The organism is Ligilactobacillus acidipiscis, from assembly GCF_900116935.1.
Classification (GTDB): Bacteria; Bacillota; Bacilli; order Lactobacillales; family Lactobacillaceae; genus Ligilactobacillus; species Ligilactobacillus acidipiscis.
Genome location: NZ_LT630287.1, coordinates 1,871,978 through 1,887,712 on the forward strand (window position 1 = coordinate 1,871,978; position 15,735 = coordinate 1,887,712).

At 41.7% G+C, this 15,735-nt stretch carries 22 protein-coding genes; 1 reads left to right on the top strand and 21 read right to left on the bottom strand.

Features of this window, described 5'->3' with window-relative positions; all coding sequences use genetic code 11:
- Window positions 1–7: 7 nt before the first annotated feature.
- Entirely contained in the window at window positions 8–835 is an 828-nt protein-coding gene (gene nadE / locus BQ5903_RS08690) for an ammonia-dependent NAD(+) synthetase (protein ID WP_010496749.1), read from the bottom strand.
- A 468-nt stretch (window positions 836–1,303) separates the two neighbouring features.
- Here nadE and BQ5903_RS08695 point away from each other — a divergent pair, with 468 nt between their 5' ends.
- Window positions 1,304–2,041: a WecB/TagA/CpsF family glycosyltransferase gene (locus BQ5903_RS08695; RefSeq protein ID WP_010496747.1), complete on the top strand. Its 738-nt coding sequence runs from the start codon at window positions 1,304–1,306 to the stop codon at window positions 2,039–2,041.
- Window positions 2,042–2,229: 188 nt separating this feature from the next.
- Here BQ5903_RS08695 and BQ5903_RS08700 read toward each other — a convergent pair whose 3' ends face one another.
- From BQ5903_RS08700 to rplF, 20 genes are all read right to left on the bottom strand, one after another.
- On the bottom strand, window positions 2,230–3,258 hold the full coding sequence (locus tag BQ5903_RS08700) for an IS30 family transposase (protein WP_056962141.1): 1,029 nt from the start codon (window positions 3,256–3,258) through the stop codon (window positions 2,230–2,232).
- 422 nt (window positions 3,259–3,680) lie between these two features.
- The gene (gene rpsI, locus BQ5903_RS08705; RefSeq protein ID WP_010496745.1) at window positions 3,681–4,073 is read right to left on the bottom strand and encodes a 30S ribosomal protein S9; all 393 of its coding nucleotides are present in this window, start codon (window positions 4,071–4,073) and stop codon (window positions 3,681–3,683) included.
- A gap of 13 nt (window positions 4,074–4,086) precedes the next feature.
- Window positions 4,087–4,530, bottom strand: a complete 444-nt coding sequence (gene rplM, locus BQ5903_RS08710; RefSeq protein ID WP_010496744.1) for a 50S ribosomal protein L13 — start codon at window positions 4,528–4,530, stop codon at window positions 4,087–4,089.
- A 186-nt stretch (window positions 4,531–4,716) separates the two neighbouring features.
- Window positions 4,717–5,511: a tRNA pseudouridine(38-40) synthase TruA gene (gene truA, locus BQ5903_RS08715; protein ID WP_056988081.1), complete on the bottom strand. Its 795-nt coding sequence runs from the start codon at window positions 5,509–5,511 to the stop codon at window positions 4,717–4,719.
- Window positions 5,512–5,646: 135 nt separating this feature from the next.
- Entirely contained in the window at window positions 5,647–6,441 is a 795-nt protein-coding gene (locus tag BQ5903_RS08720; RefSeq protein WP_010496742.1) for an energy-coupling factor transporter transmembrane component T family protein, read from the bottom strand.
- Window positions 6,434–7,309 carry an energy-coupling factor ABC transporter ATP-binding protein gene (locus BQ5903_RS08725; RefSeq protein ID WP_079579366.1) on the bottom strand — a complete coding sequence of 292 codons (876 nt, stop codon included), beginning with the start codon at window positions 7,307–7,309 and terminating at the stop codon, window positions 6,434–6,436. The genes BQ5903_RS08720 and BQ5903_RS08725 overlap by 8 nt, the downstream gene beginning before the upstream one ends.
- Window positions 7,285–8,124, bottom strand: coding sequence for an energy-coupling factor ABC transporter ATP-binding protein (locus BQ5903_RS08730; RefSeq protein WP_010496740.1), 840 nt, complete (start codon window positions 8,122–8,124; stop codon window positions 7,285–7,287). Before BQ5903_RS08730 ends, BQ5903_RS08725 begins: the two co-directional genes overlap by 25 nt.
- Window positions 8,125–8,430: 306 nt before the next feature.
- Entirely contained in the window at window positions 8,431–8,814 is a 384-nt protein-coding gene (gene rplQ / locus BQ5903_RS08735; RefSeq protein WP_010496739.1) for a 50S ribosomal protein L17, read from the bottom strand.
- A 36-nt stretch (window positions 8,815–8,850) separates the two neighbouring features.
- Complete coding sequence (locus BQ5903_RS08740) at window positions 8,851–9,795, bottom strand: DNA-directed RNA polymerase subunit alpha (protein ID WP_010496737.1); 945 nt, start codon at window positions 9,793–9,795, stop codon at window positions 8,851–8,853.
- A gap of 85 nt (window positions 9,796–9,880) precedes the next feature.
- Window positions 9,881–10,267 (bottom strand): 30S ribosomal protein S11, encoded by a 387-nt coding sequence (gene rpsK, locus BQ5903_RS08745; RefSeq protein WP_010496736.1) that lies wholly within the window; start codon window positions 10,265–10,267, stop codon window positions 9,881–9,883.
- Window positions 10,268–10,295: 28 nt separating this feature from the next.
- Window positions 10,296–10,661: a 30S ribosomal protein S13 gene (rpsM, locus tag BQ5903_RS08750; protein WP_010496735.1), complete on the bottom strand. Its 366-nt coding sequence runs from the start codon at window positions 10,659–10,661 to the stop codon at window positions 10,296–10,298.
- 24 nt (window positions 10,662–10,685) lie between these two features.
- Window positions 10,686–10,799: a 50S ribosomal protein L36 gene (gene rpmJ, locus BQ5903_RS08755; RefSeq protein WP_010496734.1), complete on the bottom strand. Its 114-nt coding sequence runs from the start codon at window positions 10,797–10,799 to the stop codon at window positions 10,686–10,688.
- A gap of 34 nt (window positions 10,800–10,833) precedes the next feature.
- Window positions 10,834–11,052: a translation initiation factor IF-1 gene (infA, locus tag BQ5903_RS08760; RefSeq protein WP_010496733.1), complete on the bottom strand. Its 219-nt coding sequence runs from the start codon at window positions 11,050–11,052 to the stop codon at window positions 10,834–10,836.
- A 444-nt stretch (window positions 11,053–11,496) separates the two neighbouring features.
- The gene (locus tag BQ5903_RS08765) at window positions 11,497–12,156 is read right to left on the bottom strand and encodes an adenylate kinase (protein WP_029605238.1); all 660 of its coding nucleotides are present in this window, start codon (window positions 12,154–12,156) and stop codon (window positions 11,497–11,499) included.
- A 129-nt stretch (window positions 12,157–12,285) separates the two neighbouring features.
- A complete protein-coding gene (secY, locus tag BQ5903_RS08770; RefSeq protein WP_010496731.1) occupies window positions 12,286–13,584 on the bottom strand; it encodes a preprotein translocase subunit SecY in 1,299 nt (432 codons plus the stop codon).
- A gap of 3 nt (window positions 13,585–13,587) precedes the next feature.
- Entirely contained in the window at window positions 13,588–14,022 is a 435-nt protein-coding gene (gene rplO / locus BQ5903_RS08775) for a 50S ribosomal protein L15 (protein WP_010496730.1), read from the bottom strand.
- 36 nt (window positions 14,023–14,058) lie between these two features.
- Window positions 14,059–14,241: a 50S ribosomal protein L30 gene (rpmD, locus tag BQ5903_RS08780; RefSeq protein WP_010496729.1), complete on the bottom strand. Its 183-nt coding sequence runs from the start codon at window positions 14,239–14,241 to the stop codon at window positions 14,059–14,061.
- 14 nt (window positions 14,242–14,255) lie between these two features.
- Window positions 14,256–14,756, bottom strand: a complete 501-nt coding sequence (gene rpsE / locus BQ5903_RS08785) for a 30S ribosomal protein S5 (RefSeq protein ID WP_010496727.1) — start codon at window positions 14,754–14,756, stop codon at window positions 14,256–14,258.
- 21 nt (window positions 14,757–14,777) lie between these two features.
- Entirely contained in the window at window positions 14,778–15,134 is a 357-nt protein-coding gene (gene rplR, locus BQ5903_RS08790; RefSeq protein ID WP_010496726.1) for a 50S ribosomal protein L18, read from the bottom strand.
- Window positions 15,135–15,179: 45 nt separating this feature from the next.
- Complete coding sequence (rplF, locus tag BQ5903_RS08795) at window positions 15,180–15,716, bottom strand: 50S ribosomal protein L6 (protein WP_079579367.1); 537 nt, start codon at window positions 15,714–15,716, stop codon at window positions 15,180–15,182.
- Between the last annotated feature and the right edge of the window lie 19 nt (window positions 15,717–15,735).

Sequence of the window (15,735 nt, forward strand, 5' to 3'; positions counted from 1 at the left end):
CTTTGCTTTATTTCCAAAAATCATCATAGACGTTGATCGGTAAATGACGTTTGTGTTGTGTTTTCAAATACCAATTTTCAATTTTTTCAGCGGCACTATCTGCAATCTCTTTACCTTCCAGATAGTCATCGATCTGTTGATAAGTGACGCCTAAAGCCACTTCATCCGGTAAAGCAGGTCGATCTTCTTCCAGGTCGGCTGTCGGAACTTTTTCATACAAATGCTTAGGAGCACCTAAATAAGTCAGTAAAGCCTTGCCTTGTCTCTTGTCTAGACGCCAAAGAGGTGTAATATCGGCACCACCATCGCCAAATTTAGTATAAAAGCCAGTTACCGCTTCAGCGGCGTGATCAGTCCCAACGACAGCACCAGCCTTAGCACCAGCGACAGCGTATTGAGCAATCATACGGGCCCGGGCCTTAATGTTGCCCTTATTGAAATCACTGACAGTGAGATCATTAGCTTCAACAGCGGCCATCATGGCATCGGCACTATCCTTGATGTCGACTCGGACCATCTGATCGGCCTGCATAAATTCGATCGCATCCAAGGCATCCTGTTCATCAGCTTGTGAGCCGTATGGCAAACGGACGGCAATAAATTGATAGTCCTGGTCTCTTGTTTCTTGGCGCAATTCACTAACGGCTTGTTCACACAAAACACCGGCCAAAGTTGAATCCTGCCCACCAGAGATCCCTAAAACTAAAGACTTAAGAAATGAATATTTTCTGAGATAATTTTTCAAGAAGTCGACTGAACGCCTGATCTCTTGTTTGGGGTCGATCTCAGGAACTACTCGTAGTTCGGAAATAATTTGTTTTTGCAACGGACGCATCCATATTCCTCCTCGTATGGTTAAAAATAAACGTTGGTTTTTAAACCAGGTTTACTAACAATTTTTACTTTCTTTATTGAACATTACATGGTAGCCTTTAATGTCATTGACTTTGTTCAAAGTGGTATAGGTTGATTCCCCCCCGTAATTAGCCGAGCAAATTTTGCACTTTTCCTGCCAAATTGACAGCAGTTAAAGCTGATCAAAAATTGATGTCATATTTTCTACCACAGGTGTTATTTTACACTTTTTAAGCGATTTTTACACGAATATCACCATTTTTTTCAAAAATTTTGCACCAGACTCTTTTAAATCTTATTGTGGAACATGACTGGCTATTCGTACACACATTTCGCTAAACAACAGCAATAATTATAGCATTTTTAATAAGATTTGGACTTGCTGGTCTATTCAAGCATACATTTGGTATAATGGTAGCAACTTATAAGAAATAAAGGCAGGGTCAAAATGAGCCAAAAGTTTACGGAAGTCTCCGTACTCGGAGTTAACTTTATTCAAGCAACTGTCCAACAGTTTCTAAATCAAGTCTATCAAGACAGCCTTGACCAGCAAAACCGCTTTATCGTAACGGCCAATCCAGAAATAGTTTTAACGGCTAGGGCAAATCATAAATACGCCCAAATAGTTGCTGGGGCGGACTACACCACCGCCGATGGAATCGGGATCATTAAGGGCGCTCAAATCCTCGGGACCCCTCTTCCAGAAAGGATCACTGGCTTTGATAGTATGCTAGCTTTATTGAAATGGGCGAGCCAACATCACAAACGCGTCTTCTTGTTGGGAGCAAAACCGGAAGTGGTCAAAGCTGCCGTCACTAAAGTTGAAGTAAAATTCCCTGGGATCAAGATCTGTGGTTGGCAAGACGGCTACTTTGAAGACGAAGATGCAGTGGCAGAAAAAATCAGAAGTGCTCATCCCGACTTTGTCTTCGCAGCGTTGGGTTTTCCCAAGCAAGAATATTTCATTGCTAAATACCGTCATGTTGCAGATGCCATCTGGATGGGTGTAGGCGGTAGTTTCGACGTCTTAGCGGGTTTTGCCCAAAGAGCACCCCAAAAATGGCAAGATCACCATGTTGAATGGCTCTATCGTTTTCTGAAAGAACCAAGCCGCATAGGGCGAATGATGGCACTTCCCAAATATTTAGGCTTGGTCTACCTGCAAAAACTAACACACAAAAGCTAAGCCAGAAATGATTTTAATTAAAATGTTACTTAGAAGTACTAAGGCAAAGTTAAGTTTCAAGTAAAAATTGAAAATTGTGGTCTACCGGGGGTCTTGTATTTCACCTCTGGTGGGCCACAATTTTTTTACCCTCAATTGTCAAGTTAAGTGCAACACTAATGGCCTATTCTTATAATTGGTCTAGAAAGTTAAACCAGTTGTGGCATAACATCCGCTGGACAACTATAGCTTAAACAGCGGCGGGGACGGTGATTCAGCGTGTCTTGAACCAACTGCAGATCCACTAATGAGAGGTTTTTAAAGGAATGCCCCTTTGGGAAGAACTCTCTTAATTGACCATTCACATTCTCATTAGTGCCCCGTTCCCAGGGAGAATATGGATGGGCAAAGTAGATTTCCGTTCCTTGAACCTGATTTAAACTAGCGAATTCCGAGCCGTTGTCAAACGTGATCGTCCGAAAGTTTTCTGCACCGTAATCATCAATCGTATCTTGGAGGGCTTGCCGGCAAGTCTCTGCCCGGTAATCAGGCAATTTAACGATAATTTCCATCCGGCTAACTCGCTCGGTTAACGTCATTAAAGCTGGTTCGGACTCAACCCGTTTGGCTTTCACTAAGTCGCCTTCCCAATGGCCCAACTCCTGACGTTTCCGAACCACTGCGGGCCGGTCTTCAATGGACTGTCCAAGCCGTTTTTTATTCAGGCGGGCATGTCGGTGATTCGGGCGTTTAACGCGGCGACGTAGCTTCATGGGTAAATCATAGTTGTGAAGCTCCGGGAGCTTGCCAGCCTCGATATACCGATAGACCGTAGCCGTTGATGGGCAGGGAAAGCCCGGGTAATGAGCTTTGAAATAGTGGACATACGTATCGACACTGAAAACTCGTGGCTTAGCTTTTAAAGCTTTCGGCAGGGACTTGAAGAACACGGCAGCCCGCTGCAGTAAACCTTTGGGGTGACACTTGGCCCGCTGTTCTCGATAGTAAGCCGCCCCGCGCTCGGCAAAGTAGCCCTGATATGACCGATGTTTCTGGGAATCAATCTGGGTGGTTAACCCGCGTTTTAATTCGCGAGAAATGGTGCTGGGACTCCGGTGAAGCCGGCTGGCGATCTGACGAACGCCAAATCCTAATCGAGTCAGGGACTCAATTTGACCGCGTTCAAAAGATTGGAGTTGTTGGTAATGCTTAGGCATGATATTCTTAGTTTGGGTCATGAAGACACCTATCCTTATCTGTTGATTTTGTCGTTAATAATAAGAATAGGCCTTCATGGCCTTTTAAGCTAGTCTAATTGGTCTAGTTATCAAGTGTTGCACTTCAATTTTAAATCGGGGACAATTTTTTTACGGCAAATTTAGTAAGTTATGGCCGCTCAAGTTTCAACTGGCATTTGTGCCTCTTATTTTGCAGAACTTCTGGCACTTACTTTATCGAAATTAGGCCACGTTCTCATTTTTCAATACTTTACGCTTTGAAACCTGACTGATTTCTGATACTTAAAACTGTTGCAATTCTCCACTTTCATTGTGAATAAACACCAATTATTTTCTTAGCAGTCTTCCCATTTTTTCAAAAGCACTGTAAACAAAAAACACTCTCCGTAATGGAAAGTGTTTTTGGAATAAACGATAATAAATTAACGTTTTGAGAATTGTGGAGCCTTACGAGCCTTCTTCAAACCTGGCTTGCGACGTTCCTTCATACGGGAGTCACGAGTCAAAAGACCAGCGCGCTTCAAAACACCACGAAATTCTGGGTCAACTTGCAACAAAGCACGAGCAATACCATGACGAGTTGCTCCGGCTTGGCCTGCATAGCCACCACCATTAACGTTTACTAAAACGTCATATTGGTCTGCTGTTTCTGTAACACCAAATGGTTGCTTGATAACTTCGATCAAGTTTTCAAATGGAATATATTCTTCAACTGATTTGCCGTTCATCGTGATCTTACCAGTACCGGGTACCAAACGAACACGAGCAACGGAGTTTTTACGACGGCCTGTGCCACTATATTGTACTTGAGCCAATTTCGAATTCCTCCTAGATTAAAGTATTGATATCCAAAACTTCTGGATTTTGTGCTGCATGCTTGTGATCTGCACCGCGATATACATGTAACTTCTTAAGTTGTTGACGGCCAAGAGTACCCTTTGGAAGCATGCCTCCAATAGAGAGTGCAAGCAACTTCTCTGGATCCTTTTCACGGTAATCCCCAGCAGTCCGTTCCTTCAAACCACCTGGATGTAATGTGTGATGATAATAGATCTTTCTTGAAGCTTTCTTACCTGTCAAAGCAACCTTGTCAGCATTGATAATGATCACAAAGTCGCCTGTGTCAACGTTTGGTGTATAAGTTGGCTTATTTTTACCGCGTAAGATAGATGCTACTGCGCTTGACAAACGACCCAAAGGGACATCTGTAGCGTCAACGACATACCATTTACGATCTACTTCGCCTGATTTTGCTAAATATGTTGTACGCACGTTTATTTCCTCCATTTATGATGCTTGTTTGACATACAATAAGTTAACGGGGCCTACTGTGGGGCAAACAATACCATGTACTATAGTACGATTTTTTTGACGACTAGTCAAATAAAAACCGATAAAAAGATAACTTTTTTCGTCCTAAATTCAGCTGACCTCTTGTTGATTTCTGAAATTCTCAACTCAGTTTTGCAAGTGTCCTTTTTTTTCAAGTTGTTGCGCTTGTTGTCCATAGTAAACTTCTTTTAAGTATAAACCGCTGGCCGGCGCAGTTTCTCTGGCCTGATTACGATCCTTGACCTCATACAAACGTAAGAAATCATGGACCGGTCGTCGCTTATTACCGATCTCCAATAACGTGGCGACCATAATACGGACTTGATTATACAAAAAACCATTACCGCAAAATTCAAAGATCACTTCATTGTTTGCTTGGTCTTCACGAACAGTTGCCTCATAGATCGTGCGAACATGAGATTTTGTTTGACTGCCTGAGGCAACGAAACTACTGAAATCGTGAGTTCCAACAACATCTCCCATCGCCTGCTTGATCCGTTCGATGTCCAAGGGATACTTATAGTGTCCAGTGTAAAAACGTTTGAAAGGGTCAATGAACCAGGAACGCGAAACCCGATACATATACCTCTTCGCGTGAGCTTCATAACGCGCATGAAAAGTCTGTGGCACGATCTGGCAGTCAACAATTTCAATATCTAATGGCAACATACTGTTAAGTCCCCGTAACATGGCGTCGGCCGGCATATCATGGGGGAAGTCAAAATGAGCAACCTGCCCTAAGGCATGAACACCCGAATCGGTTCGTCCTGAGCCAAAAATCGTGATATATTCATCAAACTTGCTCATTTTGTTTAAGGCTTGTTCTAAGACAGATTGCACTGTCCGTTGCTTAGGCTGACTTTGAAAACCAGCAAATCTTGTTCCATCATATGCTATTGTTATTTTGTAACGACTCGTCATTATTTGTTCCTTTTCTAATACATTTAATTATTTCTGAGTAAGCATTTTGCTCTCTTAAAGAATACACTTTTATTTTGGTTGTGGTTGCCAGAAAACCAGATCTAGCTCGGCTTTCCGGCGAATTTCTTTCCCCAGTTATTTTCTAAGCACGACTAAAGCTATCGTTAGCACGACAAATAAAATAACTGCGATCGTATCATTTCTTTTCCATTCCTGCTTGCGATACTTGGTTCTTCCTTCGCCTCCATGATACCCGCGTGCTTCCATCGCTGTCGCTAAATCTTCAGCCCGGTTGAACGAACTTACAAATAAAGGGATCAGTAATGGGATCACCGACTTGATCTGCTTGATCAAATTACCTTCACCAAAATTAACACCACGTGCTCGTTGTGCGTTCATGATTTTCGTAGTCTCATCCATTAAAGTTGGGACAAAACGCAAGGCGATCGACAACATCAGCGCGATCTCATAAACCGGCACTTTGATCTTCGTCAACGGTTTTAAAAGCAATTCTAGCCCATCCGAGATTTCGATCGGTGTCGTAGTTAAAGTCAGCAGTGTCGACATAAAAATAATCAACACAAAACGGCAAAAGACAAAGACACCATTGATCATCCCGCTGTCGGTAACTGTAAAAGGACCCCAGTGCCAATAAACGTGTCCACCACTGGAAAAGAAAATCTGCAGTAAGACTGTAAATAAGATCAGCCAGATCAATGGTCTGACACCCTTAATGAAAAAGCCAAGCGAAATATCTGAAAGTTTAACGAACAACATGACCATCGCAGTCATTAGGACATAAGTTTCCCAATTATTACACAAAAAGACGATCACGATAAAGTAAAAACTAAGAAACAACTTCCCTCGCGGGTCCATCCGGTGGATCAAAGAGTCGCCATTGATATAACGACCTAACAGCATTTTATCCATGTTGTTCATCTCCCTTGCCTGCCAAAAGCTCGGCCAGCTGTGCAGCCAATTGCTCCTCGGTCAAAGGTAAATTTTTAAATGGGACACCCTTGTCTGCTAATTTAGCCGCAAAAGCCGTTGTTTGCGGCAAACCCAAATGATGCCCTTTCAACCACTTAGGATCACTGAACACTTCTTGTGGTGTACTATCTGCGATCAAGCGGCCTTCTTCCATCACAAGCACGTGATCAGCATAATTAGCCACATCATTCATCTGATGAGTTACTAAAATAATTGTGAGGTTTTGTTGCTGGTGTAATCGTTCAAACATTTCCATCATTTCCAAGCGGCCTTTAGGATCCAATCCGGCTGTAGGTTCATCTAAAACCAAGATCTGTGGTTCCATAGCTAATACTCCTGCGATCGCGACACGACGCATCTGACCACCTGATAACTCAAATGGTGAATTTTGCAAGACACTTGCTGGTAAGCCGACCAATTCAGCCATTTTGGCAGCGAGGTCTTCGGCTTCTTCATCACTTTTACCAAAGTTTTTTGGCGCAAAGGCAATGTCTTTTAAAACTGTTTCTTCAAACAACTGTGCTTCAGGGAACTGAAAAACAAAGCCCACGTGACGTCTAAGCTCGTTTAATTCCTTATTTTTTGTTTCGGGTGTGATTTTGTTGCCTGCCACCGTCAATGTCCCGGCAGTTGGTTTGAGCAAACCATTTAAATGTTGCAGTAAAGTCGATTTACCGCTCCCAGTGTGACCAATAATAGCAGTATAACTCCCATCAGCAATATCCAGTGAAACATCTGTCAAAGCACGGTGAGAAAATGGTGTCCCACTTTGGTAAACGTAATTTAGTTTTTCAATATGGATCGACATAACCAATTCACCATGCTTTCTTCATCCATGTATTCTGCCGGTATTTGAATACCACGTTTTTTTAGTTCAAGTTTTAAGCGTTGCGGATAGGGAACATCCAAACCAATATCGATCAATTGTTCACCCTTTTGAAAAAGCTTTTCCGGCAAACTGTCATCAATGATCTGACCGTCATCGATCACGATCACTCGGTCAGCTAGCGACGCCTCATCAATATCATGTGTAATAGAGATCACCGTAAATCCTTCGATTTGATTCATTTGTCGGATCAACGAGATGATCTGCAGTCGTCCTTCAGGGTCCAACATACTGGTCGATTCATCAAAAATGACAATTTTAGGTCGAAGAGCTAATACTCCCGCGATCGCGACGCGTTGCTTTTGCCCGCCCGACAAACGAACTGGTTCGTGCTTGGCAAAATTCTGCATATCAACAACTTCCAAAGCCTTTTTGACACGCGCATGCATTTCTTCACGCTCTATTCCTTGGTTTTCGAGCCCAAAGGCCACATCTCCTTCAACATCAGCACCAACAAATTGATTGTCCGGATTTTGAAAGACCATGCCGATTTTTTTTCGAATATTCCATAAGCTTTTGTCTGTTAATTTTTCCCCACCTATGAATACTTCGCCAGCTTCTGGTTCGATCAAACCATCGATTGCCTTGGCCAAGGTACTCTTTCCACTACCATTATGGCCAATGATCGCCAGCCATTCACCTTCATTGACATGCAGGTCGATATGGGAAAGATCTAATTTCTCATTTTCCTGTGAATAACGAAAACATAGATCTTTAATGTCAATTATTCCGTTCATTTTACCTGCCCTTTCAAAATTAGTCTATAGCTTTAATCATACCATAATGCCATAAATGAAAAAATACAAATTAACAAGACCCGCTCCAGCACGTTGATTTCTCGATATGTAAAAACGACTCACGAAATATTCGTAAGCCGTTTTAAAAAATTCAAAAATTATACCAAACAAAAAATCACTTTTTACGACAAAACTTTCACAGAGAACTGCTACTTAAGACTAGACTCGGTTTGACCCATCATCGTAACGCCTATCTATTGCCATAAAAGTGACACTTGTTAATTTATTTTTAGATGCATGTAAAAATTAATCAACTAATTCCAAAACAACCATTTGGGCTGCATCTCCGCGACGTTGATCCATTTTTAAGATCCGAGTGTAACCACCGTTACGCTCTGCATAACGTGGAGCTACCTCATCAAATAATTTTTGTAAAGCAGTTTGGATAACAACTTTATCTTCGTCTTCTTTAACATCAGCAACAACATCCATCATGAATGCGGCAGCACGACGACGAGCAGCTAAGTCACCCTTCTTACCCAAAGTAATCATTTTTTCAACAAACTTACGTGCTTCTTTAGCGCGTGGTTCAGTTGTAACAACTTTACCATTAACGATCACGTCAGTTGTCAGGTTGCGCAACATTGCTTTACGATGAGCACTGTCACGCCCTAATTTACGGTATGCCATGAACAGATTCCCTCCCTTGTTAGTTAGTTGATATTACTAGTCATCATGACGCAATGACAAATCCAAATCGGCCAATTTTGCCTTAACTTCTTCCAATGATTTCCGACCCAAATTACGGACCTTCATCATGTCTGCTTCTGACTTATTAGTCAATTCTTGCACGGTATTGATACCGGCACGCTTCAAGCAGTTATATGAACGAACAGACAAATCGAGTTCCTCAATCGTCATTTCGAGCATTTTTTCTTTATGAGTCTCTTCTTTTTCGACCATGATCTCGGCATTCTTAGCCTCGTCAGTCAAATCAACAAATAAAGTCAAATGTTCTGTCAAGATCTTAGCTGACAGACTGATTGCTTCACTCGGAGTAATTGATCCATTAGTCCAGACATCAAGCGTCAATTTGTCAAAATCACTCTTTTGACCAACACGTGTTTTTTCTACTTGGTAGTTGACACGTTCGATTGGGGTATAAATCGAGTCGATTGCCAATACACCGATAGGCATATCTTCAGTTTTAGCTTTATTTTCATTAGCTGAAACATAGCCACGACCCTTGTTAGCAGTCATCCGCGCATGGAACGAAGCACCATCAGCGACTGTACAAATATACAAGTCAGGGTTGAGTACTTCAACTTCACTGCTTCCTTGAATGTCGCCTGCAGTTACTTCCATTGGGCCGGTAACATCAATTTCCAATGTTTGAACGTCTTCGGAATTTAACTTCAATGCAACTTTTTTCAGATTCAAAATGATTGTGGTTACGTCTTCCAAAACACCATCAATTGATGAGAATTCATGCAAAACGCCATCAATTTGAACATCGGTGATAGCAGCACCTGGCAATGAAGAAAGAAGAATCCGACGTAAAGAGTTGCCTAGGGTTGTCCCATAACCGCGTTCTAACGGTTCAACAACAAATTTACCATAGTTTTCACTTTCTTCAACTTTTTGAATTTTTGGTTTTTCAAATTCGATCATTCTTACCTTTACCCCTTTCAAAACGTAACGTGCAATCTGGAGACAACATCATGAAGATTTCCTTCAAAATGAATGCATGTCCAAATTAAACACGACGGCGCTTTGGAGGACGGCATCCATTATGAGGTACTGGAGTAACATCTTTGATAGAAGTTACTTCAAGACCTGTTGTTTGAAGTGCACGAATTGCAGCTTCACGACCAGAACCTGGTCCCTTAACAGTAACACCGACTGTCTTCATACCATAATCCATTGCACCTTTTGCAGCTGCTTCAGATGCCATCTGAGCTGCGAATGGTGTGGACTTACGTGAGCCTTTAAAGCCCAATGAGCCAGCTGAAGACCAAGCAACAGCGTTACCATGGACATCTGTGATCATAACAAGTGTATTATTGAAAGTAGAATGAATATGTGCAACGCCGCTTTCTATATTCTTCTTGACACGACGCTTACGAGATTTATTGACTGCCATTAATTAGCTGACCTCCTTTTTTATTAGATTATTTCTTCTTGCCGGCAATTGAAATTGCTGGGCCTTTGCGTGTACGTGCATTGTTCTTCGTGTGTTGTCCACGAACGGGCAAATTACGACGATGACGCATGCCACGGTAAGAACCAATTTCTGACAAACGTTTGATGTTCAAAGCGACTTCACGACGAAGATCACCTTCAACCTTATAGTTATCAACAACAGCACGGATCTTATCTTCTTGATCAGAAGCGAGATCGCGTACACGAACGTCTTCAGAAACACCTGCTTCGCTCAAAATCTTTTGAGCAGTTGTTTTACCGATTCCGTAGATATAAGTTAAGCCGATCACGATACGTTTGTCACGTGGTAAATCGACACCTGCTATACGAGCCATTACAATTACACCTCCTATTTATTATTATCCTTGTCTTTGTTTGTGCTTCGGATTTGAGCAAATAATCATAACGCGACCTTTGCGTTTGATTACTTTGCAATGTTCACACATTGGCTTAACTGATGGTCTTACTTTCATGAATTATACCTCCTACATAAGATTGAAGTACAATCTATCTGTAACGATAGGTGATGCGACCCTTACTTAAGTCGTATGGAGACATTTCAACCGTCACCTTATCACCCGGCAAAATACGAATATAATGCATCCGGATCTTACCTGATACATGAGCTAGAATCTCATGCCCATTTTCGAGTTCAACTTTGAACATCGCATTCGGCAAGGTTTCCTTGATCGTACCCTCAATTTCAATCACATCATCTTTCGCCACGCTAAAAGTACCTCCTTAAATTGGTTTTAAAACTTTACACTTAAAAACGTGAGAAGCTTTGTTGGAGTCCCACCTTTTTTCCGTCAGGTTTCGTTTCTTACCCTAATTTTGGGCGAACTTAACCTATTGAAAAGATAAACCTAAGTTATCATAGCATAGCAGTCCTTGACATGCAAGGACAAATTAGCAAGAGCGGCAAATAGTTTGAAAAAGTTGCTGACTTGTTATTTAGTCGAGCTCCACATGGCAGAAGGTTGCGCTTAACCAACTTTCGCCCTCCAATGCTGAAAAACGCATTATAGGACAAAAGCCCGTTAATGCTCCCATTCAACCCGCCATGCTTTGCTCTGTTATTATAGTCAAACTCCCAAACTCAAAGATCGTGCCTAGCTATTTTGCTTGCCATGATGGTCTCTTCCAACAAAACTTCTCTTTATCAACTACTTACTTTAATGCATCTAAAATGTTCTCAATATCCGCATAGACTGCTGAGATCTCCTGATTACCTTTAACATTATGCAAAAGTCCCTTTTCTTCATAGAAGTCCAAAAGCGGAGTATTCATTTTGATATTAACATCCAAACGATTCTTAACAGTTTCCGGCTTGTCATCATCACGTTGATAAAATTCATGCCCGCCGCAACGATCGCAAGTTCCTTCTACTTTAGTTGGGTTGAATACTTTATGATAAGTTGCACCGCAATTACGACAAATATACCGGCCTGTCAAACGTTCCATCAATGAATCAGGGTCAACATCAATATTGATCACTCCATTTAATGGACGTGAAAGTTCCTGACCGATCTCTTCCAAAGCATGTGCTTGGGCCATGTTACGTGGATAGCCGTCCAGCAAATAACCATCTTTGACATCGTCCTCACTTAAACGTTCCTTAACGATACCATTAGTTACTTCATCAGGGACCAATTCACCTTTATCGATGTATTTCTTTGCTTCTAAGCCCATTGGGGTTTCGTTTTTCATTGCTGCACGAAAAATATCGCCAGTAGAAATGTGAACTACTTTATATTCATCAACGATTCGTTCTGCCTGTGTTCCTTTACCGGCACCTGGCAGACCCATTAACATCAGATTCAATGCCATCAATAACCCTCCTAAATTTTAAAAGAAAAACTACATTATAAGTACCAGAAGACTACATTTAAATTATTAAACAAAGTCCTCTCACAAAAAATTGGGTGAGTCCAAGTCAATGAACACAACCCAATTTTACTATTCACGAATGAAACCGACGTACTCTTGTTTCATCATCATACCTTCTAATTGCTTGATCGTTTCAAGTGCAACACCGACAACGATCAAAAGACTAGTACCACCTAATCCGATAGATTCATCCAAACCAAAGTAGGCTGAACCGATCAATGGGATCAATGAAACCAAGCCTAAGAAAAGTGAACCCACTGTACTCAACCTCATTAAAAGAGAAGAAACATAGCGTTCAGTTTCCTTACCAGGCCAAACTGATGGAATATAGCTGCCTTGTTTTTGCAAGTTCTCAGATAATTTTTCCGGATTAACTTGCACAAAGGCATAGAAGAATGTAAATACAACGATCAATACCGTATACAGGATCATCCCTGGTGTAGTTTGCATACTAAAGATACTTGACATTACTTGATACCAGGTATCTTGCGAATGGTTCTGCGCAAATGCCATCAAGATCGTTTGTGGTGTTGCAATAAACGAACTGGCAAAAATAACAGGAATAACACCCGCTACGTTGACCTTCAATGGTAAATATGAGTTATTACCAGCACCGGCCAAGCGTCTAGTATATTGAATCGGTATCTTATAATTAGCTTGTTGAACATAAGTTACAAAGGTAACGATCGCTAACAAAACTACCAAAAGAATAACTACATATAGAATCGGCTGCCAAACTTGGCTCATATGCACACCAGCAAACTGCTCTTGAGCTATTTGCTGAATACCTACAGGCATCCGCGCGATGATCCCGGCCATAATGATCATCGAGATCCCGTTACCTAAACCGCGATCTGTGATCATATCACCAAGCCAAGTTGTAAACATCGTACCACCAGTTAAAATGATACCGATACTAATATAAGTTTTTACACTCGGATTTTCCACAAGACTCAAACTACTCAATGTATTAAATCCGGCAGTGATCCCGATTGACTGTATAAACGCCAACACGATTGCCAAGTATCTCGTTACTTGATTAAGTTTACGCCGACCAACTTCACCTTGCTTACTCCACTCAACAAACCGCGGTACAATGTCCATTTGCAACAGTTGCACAACAATTTGAGCAGTAATGTAAGGTGAGACTCCCATTGCTAAAATGGAGTAGTTAGTCAGTCCACCACCTGAAAAAGTATTCAAGATACTAATTAACCCTGAAGACGCAACGCCATTCAAAGCTTTAGCGTTGATCCCAGGGACGGTAATATAAGTGCCGAGACGAAATACAATCAAGACACCAAGTGTAAAAAAGATTTTTCTGCGGATCTCTTTAACAGCAAGGGCATCTCTCAGTGTCTTCAGCATTTATTAAATCACCTCAGTTTGACCGCCTGCTGCTTCAATGGCAGCTTTTGCAGATGCAGAGAATTTGTTAGCTTTAACAGTTAACTTCTTGCTAAGTTCACCATTACCCAAAATCTTAACGCCGTCTTTTTCGTTCTTAACGACACCGGATTCAACGAGCAATACAGGTGTAACTTCTGCACCATCTTCAAATTTATTAAGTGTTTCAACATTCACGATCGCATAATCTTTACGGTTGATGTTGTTGAAACCACGTTTTGGCATACGGCGGAACAAAGGCATTTGTCCACCTTCAAAACCCAAACGTACCTTGCTACGAGCCTTTTGACCTTTTTGGCCACGGCCTGCAGTCTTACCATTACCAGATGAAGTTCCACGGCCGACACGATTACGTACTTTACGTGAGCCTTCACTTGCTTGTAATTCATGTAATTTCATTACGGTTGGCACCTCCTTGTCCTAACTAAATAATTATTATTCAGCTTCTTGAACGTCCACTAAATGGTTGATCTTGCGAATTGCTCCACGCATTGCTGCGTTATTAGGAACAATAGCAGAACTGTGAAGTTTTGTCAGGCCTAAGCTCTTAACAATTTCACGCTGATTTTGGGGACGCCCGATAACTGAGCGAATTAAAGTAACTTTAATATTAGCCATTATTTGCGTCCTCCTTATTCAGCAAAGTGGGAAACAGAAACACCACGACGGGCTGCTGTTTCTTCTGCACTACGCATGTTTTCTAAACCTTTAATAGTTGCACGTACGACGTTAACAGGAGTATTTGAGCCAAGTGACTTACTTGTAACATCATCAATACCTGCAAGTTCCATAACGGCACGAACAGCGCCTCCGGCAGCAACACCGGAACCTGCTTGAGCAGGCTTAAGTAAAACTTTGCTACCACTGTGTTGGCCAACAACTTCATGAGGAAGAGTTGTTCCAGCAACTGGAACTTCGATTAAGTTCTTACCAGCAGCATCAACGGCCTTACGGATAGCTTCAGGAACTTCCTGAGCTTTACCAGTACCGAATCCTACGTGACCATTATGGTCGCCGACAATTACTAAAGCGGCAAAACGCAAACGACGTCCACCTTTTACAACTTTAGTAATACGGTTGATCGCTACGACACGATCTTCCAAATCTAATTGAGCTGGGTCAATAAAAGCCATAAACGTTAATTCCTCCTTCTTTTAAAAGTCTAAGCCATTTTCACGAGCAGCATCAGCTAATGCCAACACGCGACCATGGTACAAGTAACCGCCACGATCAAAAATAACTTCTTTGATGTTCTTATCTGCAGCACGTTTTGCTACCAAAGCACCAACGGCAGAAGCTTGTTCTGTCTTTGTACCTGCAGCAATTTCACTATCTAAAGTAGAGGCACTAGCCAGCGTCACACCCGCTACGTCATCAATAATTTGAGCGTAGATGTTTTTGTTTGAACGATAAACATTTAAGCGTGGGCACTCAGCAGTACCAGAGATCTTATTACGGACACGAATATGACGTTTTTGACGTGTCTTATTTTTGTCTGGTTTCGAAATCACTATTTTCACCTCTTGAATTTATTTAACAACTATCATGCTGCTTTATTACTTACCAGTCTTACCTTCCTTATGAGCAACATATTCACCAACATAGCGAATACCTTTACCTTTGTAAGGTTCTGGTGCACGTGTAGCACGGATCCGGGCTGCAGCATCACCGACAAGTTCTTTGTCGATACCAGAAATAGTAATTTCTGTGTTAGAAGGAACTTCGACAGTAATACCTTCTTCTTCGGCAAATTCAACTGGGTTAGAATAACCAACGTTTAAGATCAGTGTTTTGCCTTTCATTTGTGCACGGTAACCAACACCACGAAGTTCAAGGTTTTTCTTGAAGCCTTCTGTGACACCAATTACCATGTTGTTAAAGTTAGCACGGGTTGTACCATGCAAAGCTTTAGTTTTGTAGTCGTCAGTAGGACGATCAAAAGAAACTTCATTGCCTTCGATCTTCATTGAGATCACGTCAGAGAATTCACGAGTTAATTCTCCTTTTGGGCCTTTAACAGTAACAAAGTTACCATCTTGTTTGACTTCAACGCCTTCTGGGACTGTAACAGTTTTATAACCAATACGACTCACGAGATGTACACCTCCTTGC